The sequence below is a fragment of the Kitasatospora sp. NBC_01250 genome, from assembly GCF_036226465.1.
Classification (GTDB): Bacteria; Actinomycetota; Actinomycetes; order Streptomycetales; family Streptomycetaceae; genus Kitasatospora.
This window is the reverse complement of sequence record NZ_CP108476.1, coordinates 245983-258381: the sequence shown is the minus strand read 5'-3', so window position 1 is coordinate 258381 and position 12399 is coordinate 245983. Positions and strand designations below refer to the sequence as shown.

11 protein-coding genes and 1 pseudogene are annotated in these 12399 nt (G+C 70.7%); 3 read left to right on the top strand and 9 right to left on the bottom strand.

All coding sequences use genetic code 11. The features are described from left to right. The first annotated feature begins 48 nt into the window (after positions 1-48). Entirely contained in the window at positions 49-2319 is a 2271-nt protein-coding gene (murJ, locus tag OG500_RS01280; RefSeq protein WP_329575460.1) for a murein biosynthesis integral membrane protein MurJ, read from the top strand. A gap of 115 nt (positions 2320-2434) precedes the next feature. Here murJ and OG500_RS01275 read toward each other — a convergent pair whose 3' ends face one another. The 3 genes from OG500_RS01275 to OG500_RS01265 form a co-directional block, all read right to left on the bottom strand. Continuing rightward, the gene (locus OG500_RS01275; RefSeq protein ID WP_327064465.1) at positions 2435-3637 is read right to left on the bottom strand and encodes an aminotransferase-like domain-containing protein; all 1203 of its coding nucleotides are present in this window, start codon (positions 3635-3637) and stop codon (positions 2435-2437) included. A 308-nt stretch (positions 3638-3945) separates the two neighbouring features. Continuing rightward, positions 3946-4734 carry an alpha/beta fold hydrolase gene (locus OG500_RS01270; protein ID WP_329575457.1) on the bottom strand — a complete coding sequence of 263 codons (789 nt, stop codon included), beginning with the start codon at positions 4732-4734 and terminating at the stop codon, positions 3946-3948. A 204-nt stretch (positions 4735-4938) separates the two neighbouring features. Continuing rightward, positions 4939-5163, bottom strand: coding sequence for a hypothetical protein (locus tag OG500_RS01265; RefSeq protein WP_329575454.1), 225 nt, complete (start codon positions 5161-5163; stop codon positions 4939-4941). Between the two features lie 182 nt (positions 5164-5345). Here OG500_RS01265 and OG500_RS01260 point away from each other — a divergent pair. Together OG500_RS01260 and OG500_RS01255 are read left to right on the top strand one after the other, a co-directional pair. Continuing rightward, positions 5346-5533: pseudogene (locus OG500_RS01260) on the top strand (IS701 family transposase); the annotation flags it as partial. Between the two features lie 848 nt (positions 5534-6381). Beyond that, positions 6382-7122 carry a lytic transglycosylase domain-containing protein gene (locus OG500_RS01255; RefSeq protein ID WP_442789095.1) on the top strand — a complete coding sequence of 247 codons (741 nt, stop codon included), beginning with the start codon at positions 6382-6384 and terminating at the stop codon, positions 7120-7122. A gap of 238 nt (positions 7123-7360) precedes the next feature. On the opposite strand, the gene OG500_RS01250 is transcribed toward OG500_RS01255, so the two are convergent. The 6 genes from OG500_RS01250 to OG500_RS01225 form a co-directional block, all read right to left on the bottom strand. Next, positions 7361-7813, bottom strand: a complete 453-nt coding sequence (locus OG500_RS01250; RefSeq protein ID WP_329575450.1) for a hypothetical protein — start codon at positions 7811-7813, stop codon at positions 7361-7363. Positions 7814-8080: 267 nt separating this feature from the next. Further along, complete coding sequence (locus OG500_RS01245; protein ID WP_329575448.1) at positions 8081-8926, bottom strand: hypothetical protein; 846 nt, start codon at positions 8924-8926, stop codon at positions 8081-8083. 94 nt (positions 8927-9020) lie between these two features. Further along, complete coding sequence (locus tag OG500_RS01240) at positions 9021-9665, bottom strand: TetR family transcriptional regulator (protein WP_329575445.1); 645 nt, start codon at positions 9663-9665, stop codon at positions 9021-9023. An 845-nt stretch (positions 9666-10510) separates the two neighbouring features. After that, on the bottom strand, positions 10511-10774 hold the full coding sequence (locus OG500_RS01235) for a hypothetical protein (RefSeq protein ID WP_327064458.1): 264 nt from the start codon (positions 10772-10774) through the stop codon (positions 10511-10513). Beyond that, positions 10767-11045 (bottom strand): hypothetical protein, encoded by a 279-nt coding sequence (locus OG500_RS01230; protein WP_329575442.1) that lies wholly within the window; start codon positions 11043-11045, stop codon positions 10767-10769. The genes OG500_RS01235 and OG500_RS01230 overlap by 8 nt, the downstream gene beginning before the upstream one ends. 460 nt (positions 11046-11505) lie before the next feature. Continuing rightward, the gene (locus tag OG500_RS01225) at positions 11506-12390 is read right to left on the bottom strand and encodes a LysR family transcriptional regulator (protein WP_329575440.1); all 885 of its coding nucleotides are present in this window, start codon (positions 12388-12390) and stop codon (positions 11506-11508) included. Between the last annotated feature and the right edge of the window lie 9 nt (positions 12391-12399).

Here is a 12399-nt window from a genome sequence, read left to right as displayed (position 1 = left end):
GTTGGCCCCGCGGCAGTACCTGCCCAGGAATTGAGCGACGGGGGTTCGATGACCACGCACACGGACGGTGAGCCGTACGGCCCGTACGGCTCACCCGAGTCGAACGGGGCGGCGCAGCCGCACCTGGCGGCACCGACGCAGGGTGAAGCGGATCCAACCGGGCAGCAGCAGTCGACGGCGTACGGGGAGCCGGTGTACCCCTACCCGCCGGTCCACGAGCAGCAGCAGCCGTACGGACAGCCGCAGGGCGACGGGTCGGCCGACGGCTTCGGGCCGGTGCAGGCCTACGGCCGGACAGGGGGATACAGCCGGCTGCCAGGGCAAGGCGGGCAGTCGGGCGCCGAGCAGTACTCCGCGGGGTACTACCGGACCGAGCCGGAGCCGTACGCGGTCTCCCAGCCGTACGTCCTGCCTGCGGACTACGGCATGCCGATGGCCTTCAACGACCCACCGACGATGTCCCTTCGCACCGTCTCCGTCCAGGACGCCTACCCGCCGCAGGCCCCCGCCCGACTGCCACAGCAGCGGGAGACCGGTGAGGCGTCGGCGAAGCCCGCGGGGGAGGAGACGGCCGGGCGCCATGGTCTGATCATGGCCCTCGGCACGCTGGCGTCCCGGGCGCTGGGCTTCGTGCGCAGCGCGACGGTGGCCGCGGCGATCAGCGTCGGCGCTGTGGCCGGCTCCTACACCATCGGCAACACGATCCCCACCGTCATCTTCGTGATGCTCGTCGGCGGCGCGCTCAACTCGGTCTTCGTGCCCGAGCTGGTCAAGGTCGCCAAGACGCACAAGGACGGCGGCGCCGCCTACACGGACCGTCTGCTCACCCTGTGCGGCGTGGCCCTGGTGGCGCTGACCCTGGTGGCGGTGTTCGCCGCCCCGTGGATCGTCAGCGTGTACGCACCGAGCTACACCGGGGCGCAGCGCGATCTGACGGTCACCTTTGCTCGCTACTGCCTGCCCGAGATCCTCTTCTACGGCATGTTCACCCTGCTGGGGCAGGTGCTCAACGCGCGCGGCAGGTTCGGCGCGATGATGTGGACCCCGGTGCTGAACAACCTGGTGGTCATCGCGGTCTTCGGGCTCTACATCGTGATGGGCGGCCACGCCAAGGCGGCCGGTGACGTGACCTCGGGCCAGGCGATGCTCCTGGGCGTCGGCACCACGCTGGGCGTGGTGGTCCAGGCGCTGGGCATGCTGCCCTCGCTGCGGGCGGCGCAGTACCGCTTCCGGCCCCGGTTCGACTGGCGCGGCGCGGGCCTGGGCCGGCCACTACGGGCCGCGAGCTGGGCGCTGCTGCTGATGATCGCCACCCAGGTGGCCTTCACCGAGCTCACCGCGCTGACCACCGCCGCCGACGCGCTCGGCGCCAAGGTCCACCTGGACGGGGTCGGCAATGCCGCCTACTCCAACGCCTACCAGCTGTTCGTGGTGCCGCAGGGCGTGATCACCGTCTCGCTGGTGACCGCGCTCCTGCCCCGGATGTCGCGGTCCGCGACCGAGGGCAACCTGACCGGGATCGGCGAGGACCTGGCCGGTGTCCTGCGCACCTCGGCCGCGATGATCGTCCCGGCGACCGTGCTGTTCGCTGCCTTCGCCGGTCAGATCTCCGGCCTCGCCTATGGATACGGCGCCGCCGCCAGGAACGGGACGGGTCTGACCGTCATCTCCGAAACGCTGCTGGCGTTCGCGATCGGCATCCCGTTCCTCTGCGCCCAGTACACGCTGGCCCGCGGCTTCTACGCGATGGGCGACGCGCGCACCCCGTTCTGGCTGACCGTGGTCTCCTCCGGCACCAACGTGCTGCTCTCCTACCTGGCCTACCTGCTGCTCGGCCCGCGCTGGATCGTGGTGGGAATGGCCAGTGCGCAGACCGTGGCCGGTGTGATCAGCATGGTGATCACCGGGCAGGCGCTGGCCCGCCGGCTGCGCTCGCTTCCCGCCGCTCCCGACGACCCCGAGGCTCGCACCCGGGTGCTGCGCGCCGCGCTGAGCGCACCGATGCGCAGCGGCCTGGACGGGCGGTGGGTCTACGGGCTGCACCTGGGGCTGCTGCTCGCCTGCCTGCCCGGGGCGCTGGTGGGGCACTTCGTGGCGGGCCGGATCGGCGGGATGTTCGGCACGGCCAGCACTGTGAACATGTTCCTCGGCAACGCGACAGGGCTCGCCGTCGGGTCGCTCTGCGTACTGCTCTCGCTCTTCGTGCTGGCCAAGCCGGCCGGCGCCGCCTCGGCGGTCGCGCCGCTGGCCCGCAAGCTGCGGCTGCCCTACCCGCAGGCGCCCAAGCCCGGCGGACGGCGGCGGCGTGGCCGGGGCTGAGCGGCCGTCAGACGGGCACGGCGTCCGTCGTGGAACTTCTTGACGCTCTGCGACCACATGCAGGACTGTGCCTGCCTGCGGCTCGCTGTAGGGCGGGCCGCAGGCAGGCCCGGGGTCAGCTGAGGGCCTTGGCCAGCCGGGTCAGGCCGTCCGCGATCTCGGCGGGGGTGTGGGTGGTGAACGACAGGCGCAGCGTGGCCGGGTCCGGGTGGCCGGCGAAGAAGGGAGCGCCGGGCACGTAGGCCACGTTGTGGGCGACCGCCTGCGGGAGCAGGGCGGTCGCGTCGTAGCCGGAAGGCAGGCTGGCCCAGAGGAACATGCCGCCGTCCGGACGGTTCCAACTGCTCCCGTCCGGCAACGCGTCGGCCAGTCCGGCGAGCAGGGCGTCGCGGCGCTCGCGGTAGGCGTCGCGGACGGTGACGAGGTGGGCGTCCAGGTCGCAGTCGGCGAGGTAACGGGCCGCAGCGGCCTGGTCGACCGTCGAGGTGTGCAGATCGGCGGCCTGCTTGGCGATCACGCAGGCGCGCCGGATGGCGGCAGGTCCGCGCAGCCAGCCGAGCCGCAGGCCGGGAGCCATCACCTTGGAGAAGCTGCTCAGCAGCACCGTCCGGTCCTCTGCCCCGGCGCAGCCCGAGATCCACTGCACCGGCTCGCCGCTGAAGCGCAACTCGCCGTACGGGTCGTCCTCGACGATCCACAGCCCGCGCCGCGCCGCGACCTCCGCGATAGCCCTGCGGCGCGCGAGCGGGAGGGTCCGGCCCGTCGGGTTCTGGAAGTTGGGCACCAGGTACAGCAGCTTGGGCCGCTCCGCCGCGATGAGCGCGTCCAGCGCCTCCACCATGATGCCGTCACCATCGGTGGGGACCGGGACAATCCGCGCGCCCGCGAGTCCGAAGCACTGCAACGCGGCAAGATAGGTCGGGTCCTCGACCAGAACGGTGTCGCCGGGCTCCAGCAGGGCCGAGGCCAGCAGCGACAGTCCCTGCTGCGAGCCGCCGGTGATCAGCAGATCCTCGGGATCGGTCGGCAGTCCGCGCGTGCTGAGCCGGGCGGCGACGGACGCGCGCAGCAACGGGTCGCCCTCGGTGGTCGAGTACTGGAGCACCTGCCGCGGCGACTCGCGCAACACCGCGTCGTAGGCCGCACGGATGCCCTCGGCGTCGAAGAGCTCGGGAGCGGGCAGGCCGCCCGCGAACGAGATGACCTCGGGGCGAGCGGTCAGCGCCAGAATCTCCCGGACCGGGGACCCGGCCACGGCGGTGGTGCGGGCGGCAAGAGCAGGGGCAGGGGCAACGCCGAGATTAAGTGTTGTCGTCATACTGGCCCACCTTACGAAGACTCAGTCGTTCGTCCAGCAAGATTCCATGATCCGGTCGCCGTGCGGCCGGCCGGGTGCGACGCGGTGACGGTGCTGGTCGCCGGGATCAACGAGCGGCCTTGACCAGCACCTTCGCGCAAACCCTGGGCCGTGTCTCACAATTCGCGTCGGATCAGCGCGCGGCGTTGGGCGCCCGGCTGGGCGTGCCGGCGAAGCGTCCTCGTACTGGGTCGTACTTGGATGATTCGCCGGTGCGTCCAGGCGGGATGCCCGGCGTCGCGCGCCTGGCGGGAATTGTGAGACACGGCCTAGGTCCAGACCTCGGCGAGCAGGCGGTTCACGGATGCGGGCTGATCCTGGTGCGGTGCGTGGTCGGCCCCCATGATCCGGGCGTGGCGGGCGCCGATCCGGTCCGCGATGAACTCGCCGCACGCCATCAGGGCCTCGCCGATGAACGCGCGGTACTCCGGGTGCGCCCCCTCCCAGGTGCCGTTGACCACCAGCTTCGGAAAGCCGGCCAGCAGGAGCGGGGCCAACGGGATCTCGGCGTCCCAGGCGACGCGCTCCGCCATCGCCGACGCGGTGGCACGCAGCAGCTGCGGCGTGAACTCGGGCACCGGGAGGCCGTAGCCCTCCGTCGAGTAGCGCAGGTACTCCTCGGGGCTCATCGGCGCGCGCTGCTCGCCGAAAGCCGCCCGGATCCGGACCAACGCAGCCCCCACCGCCGGGTGCTCCTCGGCGACGCGCAGCGCGGAGGGCTCGATCAGCGTCAGCGACTGAACGGCCTCTGGACGGCGCGCCGCCGCGATCATCGCACCGGCAGCGCCGTAGGAGTGCCCCACCAGGTGCGCGCCGGCGCCGAGCAGCTCCACGATGTCCTCGGCGTCCACCTCGTAGTCGCTGCGCTCGATGTCCGGACTCTCCCCGAAGCCGCGCCGGTCCATCAGCTCCAGCCGGAACCGGTCGGCGAGCGGGCGCTGGCCCCGGAAGGAGTCGGTCCCCCAGCTCATCGTGCCGTGCACGAGAAGCACGCGGGGAACGGTCGCCGCCGATGCCTCGTCCTGCCACAGCGTCACATGCACTGATTCGCGTTCCATGCGGTTCATCCTACGAACCGTCAGCCCTGGTGAAGGGAGCCGAGTGCGAGCGAAGGCGTTCGGACGGTTGGGCTCAGCAGCCGCCCGCGCAGAGCGTTCGGCTGGGCCTCAGGGCCGCGTCGTTGAGTGGATCTTCCCGATGTGGCGGGTCAGTACGGCAGCTGTAGATCGTGATCTTGTCCTCGAGCGGCCCTCTGCGGCCCTCTATCCTGCCGACCCGCCTGCTGGGTCCTCTGTGCCGTCGACGACCGAACGAACGCACCTCATCCAGTCCTCCCACGCAGCGGGGTCCGTCGTCCCGCCGTCCGCCTCGATGCCGATGTCGCCGAGGAGCGTGAGAAGGTCGTCCCCGGCGCGGTTCGCGAACTGCCACACGAACCGCGACATGGCGACGAAGGCTTCGCGCTCGTTCAACTCGTAGCGACTCATCAGGGCTTTCCATCCTCGGGCGGCGCCCGGGAGTCCAGGGCCGTGGGCCGTGACCTTGCTCGCCTGGGCAACAGCGCGGCCACTGAAGACCATCGTGGTTTGTGAAGACAGTGAAGGATCAGGCAGTGGCCGCAGGTCACAGCGTAGACGTTGAACGATGGCAGGCGATGTTCGAGGGCTTGATGGGCCGTGTCGCAGGTCGGTTCGCCCGGGTGGAACCCCGACGCCGGGCCCGCTCACTGGTACTTGGGCCGCTGTGTCGGACCTGCCGTGCAAGCACTGCTGGACGATCGCCGAGCACGCCGGGGACACCAGCCCGCACGGGATGCAGCACCTACTGGGCCGTGCCAAGTGGGACGCCGACGCGCTGATCCTGCGGCCCGCCCACACCGCAGCGCACCGCCTCCGCTGGTCCCACTGGCGACGACGCCACCAAGCCCGAGCCCGCGACAGCCACCACCTGCGACAAGCAGCAGCTCAACCATGATCACGATCTACAGCTGCCGTATTGGGCCGAGCCGTGCAGCCCAACCCGCCATGTCGGGAGAGACGTCCTCCACCTCGGATGAGTGGCCGTACGGGCCCCGGGTAAACCATGAGCCGGTGGCCCACAGCACTCGTCACACGGTCTTGCTGCTCGTCGCTCTGGTGAGGCGTCGCCGATGTGAGGATTCGTCCGGTCGTGGTGACGCGAGCATCACGCCGTGCGGCAGGGGCGGTCCCTTGTAAAGGAATCCGCTCTTCGCGCATATCACCCTCACATGCTCCAGGTGCTCCCCGAGTGTCGCCCCGACGACCGGGACGCTGAGGGCATCCAGCCGCAGCCCACGGCATGGCGTATGCGAACGGTCCCTCTGGGTGCAGGTCTTCGGCGGGAGTCGGGCGGATCGTCGGCAGATCGAACCGGGTGCTGCCCGCCGAACGACCGATCTCCGCCGCGGGGGCTGATGTGAGCTTCGCCACGTAGGCGGGAATTGCGTACCCATGTGCGGTTGCGGCATGGTGAGGCTTCTGTCAGGCCCCGCGTACGGCCCGTTTGTTGGGCGTCAACTGAATACCGATGGTCCGTACGCCGCCCGAACTCCTTGCCCGCACCGGCTCGTCCGGTACCCGGGCTCCGGGCCAGCGTCTCCCGTGACCAGCTACAGGTGGAGGCCAGTGACCAGGGCACATTGCGTCCTCAAGGTCACGCGGGGGGCGACGCTGGAAGGAAACCATGTGACTCGGATCTCGGTCCGGGGAGTTGCTGTGGTCTCTGCCACCGCCGTCACCGCCGTCGGTGCCGTCGTGGGTGTGGCCTCGAGCAGCGAGGGCGCTACGCCCCAGTCGGTCGACGTCGCGGGAGCCACGCTCCTCGCGGACGTGCCGTCAGCCGCCCAGGCGCAGATCGTCAGCGACAACTTCGCTGTCCAGTCCTCGGCTCAGCAGCAGTCGGCCGACCTCGCGGCGCAGACGGCCGCTCAGGAGGCCGCCCGGCTGAAGGCCGCCGCTGACGCGCAGGCGAAGGCCGACGCCGACAAGGCGGCCGCCGATGCCGCCGCAGCTCAGAAGGCCGCTGCTGACGCGAAGGCCAAGGCCGACGCCGCCGCGCAGCAGGCTGCCGCCCGCGCCGCGGCCAGGTCGCAGCTCGCCACCACCACGGACTCCGCCTCGCCCGGCGACTCGTCCTCCGGGGGCTCGCCGCAGTCGATCGCGGCCAGCTTGATGGACAGCACCCAGTTCCAGTGCTTCAGCAACATCGTCACGCGTGAGAGCGGCTGGGACGTCACCGCCCGCAACCCCTCCTCCGGCGCGTACGGCCTGGTGCAGGCACTGCCCGGTTCGAAGATGGCCTCCGTCGGCTCGGACTGGCAGACCAACCCCGCGACCCAGATCAAGTGGGGCCTGGGCTACATGAACAGCACCTACGGCAGCCCGTGTGACGCCTGGTCGTTCTGGCAGGTCCACCACGCGTACTAGCGTGATCGTCGGGCAGCCGCGCCTTCCGTGAATCCCTGACGTCGGCGCCGCTGTGACGAAGAGCCGTCGGGGCGTCTCCCTCGCACACACGGGGGAGGCGCCCCGGCAGGCGTGGACAGGTTCAGCTTGCACTGGCAGACAAGGGAGACGCCCTCGGCGGGCGTGTTGTTTTTGGTCACACAATCTCAACAGCCACCGGGGGCGCCTCAGTTACGCCCGCCCTCCACTGCGGGCCCGGTCACAGGCGTGCGGCCGAGCGGCCGTCGGGCAGCTTGCGCATCCAGCCCCGCCCGGCGAGCTTGGACAACTTCCCCCGCAGCGGCTCCAGCTTGCCCCGCACCGCCACCTGAAGCCCCAGCACCTCGCCGACCTGCCGGGTCGGCACCGGGCCGCCGCTCGCGCACGATAGCGAGGATGCACGCCGGCAGTCCGGCGGCAGCGCGTCCTCGGCCACGGCGGGCCCCCGGGTGCGGGACAGCAGCACCGCTCGGCCCGCCACCTCCACCGGTGCCGGTTCGGCCGCCGCCTCCGCGGCCAACTGTTCAGCCATCCGCCGCCAGACCCGTTCGGCGACGGCGAGTTCGTCACGCTCGACCCGCAGCTCCTCCACCTGCTTGACCAACTGGTCTTCCAGTTCGTCCAGCCCCGCGCGGCGCGCCGCGATCCGTGCAGTGATTTCGGACTCCACCATGAATCGGACCGTAGGCGGCACAGGGCCGACGACGCGGAGGAACCCGCGAAACCGCCCCGGGCCGCCCCGTCAGACGATCAAGACGGCAGACAGCCACCCGCGACCGGCCCGAGCACCCCCACCGAGCGCCATACCAGACCCTCCGACCAGCACGTTCGAGGATGGCGAAGCTACAAGACCGCAGAGTCCCGCCCGCGATCAGCACGGGCGCCCGGAGAACCGCCACGTCAGCCCCTCCGAACAGCACGTTTCGAAGGTGGCGAAGCCTCACCGCTGGTATCGGCTGGCCATGGCGCGGAAAACCTGCTTCGGTTCCCATCGTGATTCGTCGAGCATGCGTACGACGCCGTAGGAGGCGATGTCGCGTGCGCCGGGCTTGTCGCAGTTGGCGAAGCTGAACCAGAAGGCGGTGTCGACTCCCTCGGTCTCGAAGATGTCGAGGAGTTCTTCCAGGTAGCGGACCTGTTCGTACTCGTCGGGGACGGCGTCGGCGGGTGGCTGCCAGGCCATGCCGCCGAGGTCGCCTGCGCCGCGGTAGGCGCAGGTTCCGTACTCGGTGACGGCGACGGGCTTGCCACGGGTGACGAGCTCGCGCACGTGTTCGCGGAACCCGTCGGCGTTGTGGGCGGCCCGGTAGGCGTCGACGCCGATGAGGTCGAACGGGGCCCAGTCGACGTCCTCCCAGGGGCCGGCGGCGTAGCTCACGCGTCCGCCGAAGCGGGACCTGACCGTGGTGCAGGCCTGATTGAGGAACTCGTTGAGGCGCTGCTGTACCGGGCCCAGTGAGGTCCACCATTCAAGGCCGCCGGATACCATGCCCTGCAGCCGGTCGAGGTAGGTGGCACCGGGCAGGAAACCCTGGCCGAACGCGCTGAGCTCGCATCCGGCGACGAATACGACTTGAGCGCCGGTGCTCCGCACTGCCTCCGCGCGTTGGGCGCTGTCGTCCAACACGGCCAGCGTGTCCTCGGGTGACAGGTCGACGGGGAAGGGCGAAAACCACACCTCCAGCCCGGCGGCCGCAGCGGCCGTCGCAGCGACCTCCAGCCGCTCCGGTTCACCTCCGGTGACGCGGACGGCGTCGCAGTGGAGGTCGCCGGCGAGCACGGCCATCTCCTGGTGAACCGCCTGGGCATCCAACAGGGTCCGGGTGAGTCGGCCGCCGAGGAAGGTGCCGGTGTCGTAGGTGATGCCCCTTGCGCGCATATCACGGCCTTTCGTTCTTTGTCGTGCTTGCGCCTGTACCGGTCACCGCTGTGCGGGCCAGTCCGTGTTCCAGCAGGTCGAAGGCGAGCTCCACCTGGTCCGCCAAAGCCTCGCTGGCGGCTTCGCCGGAGGATCCGTCGAGGAGCAACTGGAAGAACGACTCCTGGAGCACCAGCAGTGACGCGGTGACCTGTGCGGCCATCAGGGCCGCAACGTTCGCGTCGTACTCCAGGGCCAGGGCCCGCGTCAGCTGCTGCCGCTGCTCGTACAGGAGCGCTTCGGCGCTGGCACGCAGCGCAGGGCTGCCGTGGATGACCCGCACCTGCGTGACGAGCGAGTCCAGCTCCGCCTGCCCGAGCCGCCTTGCGGCGATCGCACGGTGATGATCGCGCAGCGCCGCCAGGAACGAAATGCCCGGCGGCCGGGCGGTCACCACCTCGGACAGGTCGTCGCCCGCCACGTCCGCCAGAACCAGCGACTCCTTGGTGGGGAAGTACACGAAGAGCGTCGCCCTGGCGACCTCCGCCGCCTCGGCGATCTCGTTGACCGTCACCGAGTCGAAACCGTGATCGATGAACAGCCGTAACGCGACCGCGGCGATCCGCTGGCGCGTCTGCTCCTTCTTGCGCTCCCTGAGTCCTGCCATGCCATCAGGATAATCAGACTAAGTCTGAAAACAACCCCAGTCTGATAATTGCCCCGCTCGCCGGACCGCGTGGGCCGCAGCGCGCTCCAGTAGGACCGATGGATCGGGATCCTGATCAGACGCAGGGACCGGCGAAACCGCCCCGGCCCTCCCCGTCAGACGATCAAGACCGCAGACTCCCGCCCGCGACCAGCCTGAGCACACCGGAGAATCGTCACGCCAGACCCTCCGACCAGCACGTTCGAAGATGGCGAAGCCTCACTGTTCGGTGCATCGGAGGCGGAGGGGAAGCGCGACGTGCTGGAAGGGCGGATGCTCTGGCTCGCCCTGGAGGCGGTGAGGCTCGGCACCAACGTCGTGGTGGACCACGGTTGTTGGTCCCCGACCGGCCGCCCGGGGCCACGTGACTGGCCCGCGCCCTTTCGCTGGGCGCGGGCGGCTTCGCCCCGAGGGGCCTGTGCGCTGTGATGCCTGCGGGCCGGCGTCGGGGGACGCATCAGCGACGACGAAGATCCGTACGCCGGACTGAGGCACGCGGTACCGGTGGATCTCCGTGGCCGAGGGGTCGTTGTCCGGTTCGACCGAGACGCCCGGGGCGGCCACTGCCGCGCTCAGCTCCTCGAACGTCGTCCGGGGCGGGAACGCACCGTACGAGTCTCGAAGGGGCCCGGACACCGCGGAGGGGCCGTCCAGGCGTAGGCGGTGGACCTGCACGCTGATGCCGAAACAGGACCACCCGTTCCCGCCCGGTTGGAAGTCGACCTCGACGAGTCCGTAGTCCCGTCGGATGAAGCCCGGCGAACCGACGTCCAGATAGTGGGGGCGGGCTCCCGCTGCTCCGTGTTCTACGGGCCGGCGAGGATGTGTACGACTCGGATCTCCGTGTCCAGGATCCGGTGGACGATCGTCATACCGGGAACCGCGCGGTCGCCCGGGGCGACCACCAGACGGCCCGACAGATCACCGCCGGGGGTGTACGGCCTGCCGATCTCCGGGTCCCGCTGGATGCTCCGGAGCGTGTGCAGCAGTTTGCGACGCTGGTCCGGGGTCAGGGTGACGGCGACGGTGCGGGCGGAGTCGTCGAGGTAGACGTCGGGCAGGTCAGACACCGGTCTCCTCCCACTCGGGGAAGATCTCGCCGATCGGGGTGCCAGGGCGATCGCCGGCGCTGCGCAGTGCGTCGCCGATCTCGGGGATCGCCCGCAGGCGCAGGACGTGCTGCCAGGCCTCCAGGTACCGGTCGATCTCGTGCAGCGGCACGTCCTCGACCTCGCTGTTGAAGACTTGCAGGTCGCCGGCGGGGAGGACCGCCCGGAACTCCCTGATGGTCTGCGGGAGTCGGCTCTGAGGCAGGTGCTGCCCGATCGGCTGTGCGGTCATGGCGAAGAGTCCGTTCGCTGTGGCGAGGGCGGCTGCGCCCTGTCGGGACGGGCCTACGCTACCCGGTGGCGCGGCTCGTGCAGGCACGGTCGGTCGACCTTGTTCACCTTGGACCAGCCCCGGAGGCCGGGTTCCGTTTCCGCACCTCGCATCGTCGTCCGCTGGCACACCCTTTCGGCCGGGCGTCGTCAGCCGTGGGTTCGCGGCTGGTTGCCGGGTCGGTGCCTTCCGGCTCGGTTCAGTGCGTCCCCGACCTGGGCTGCCAACCTGGTGACGAGGTCGGCTGCGGACGGCAGGTCCGTGATGAGGTCGGCCGCCTCACCGTGCCCTGCCCCGCACCCACGCCGCTCACCGACGTGCCGAAGGGCGGGGCGCGGTCAGCGCGCCGGTCGGCAGCGGCCCGTGTCGCGCACCCTGGGCCGGCCCCGCCGGGGGTGTGACGGCCCGGGGTGCCCGGCGTTCAATCATGGAGCCCGGGGGAGCCGCCGAGCCATGTCCGTGCGACGTCTTCCAGCGATCCGAGCAGCGGGTTGGGGTCGTCAGTGCGCGTGACGAGCACGACCTCGCAGGGAGCGATGTCGATGACGGGCACCAGGGCGATGTCCTCGCGCACGGCAGCGCGTCGATCGCCGGCAGGGAAGATGGCGACACAGTGGCCGGTGGCGATGAGTTCCAGCTTGTCCTCGTAACTGTCGTCGATCGCGGGCGGGGGCGGTGCCGGGCGGTTGCCGACGGGCTTGGGCGTGCCCCAGAGGACCGGAGTGCTGGCGCAGGCGACCAGTCCCTCGTCCGACAGGGCCCGCAGGCTGACGGCCTCTTCGTTCGCCAGATGATGACTCGCCGAGGTGACCAGCACCCGCGGCTCCTCGTGGAGCTTGGTCACCCGGAAGCCGTCCGTGGGCAAGGGCAGGGGCCGGTACGCGACGAGGGCGTCGACCCGCCCCTCGGCGAGGGCGCGCGTGTCCCGCCAGTCGAGGTGCCTGGTGCGGACCCGGCCGTCCGGGTGCCGGCGGCGCAGCTCCTGTACCCAGGCGGTGATGACCAGTCCTTCGGCGCAGCCGACGGTGATGGCGGGGGACTGGACGGCGGCTCTGGCCGTGTGAGCGGCTTGCTCGGCCTCGTGGAGCAGTCTCCGGGCCCTGGGAAGGAAGGCCTGACCGGCGTCGGTGAGGCTGCTGCCCTGCGGCGTGCGGTCGAGGAGCCGGACACCGAGCTGGGCCTCCAGCCGCTGGATCTGACGGCTCAGCGACGGCTGCGCCAGGTGGAGGCTGGTGGCGGCCCGGCCGAAGTTGCCGTACTCCGCCACGACCGTGAAGTAGCGCACGAGCCGCAGGTCGAGGTCCATCCGCCCAGG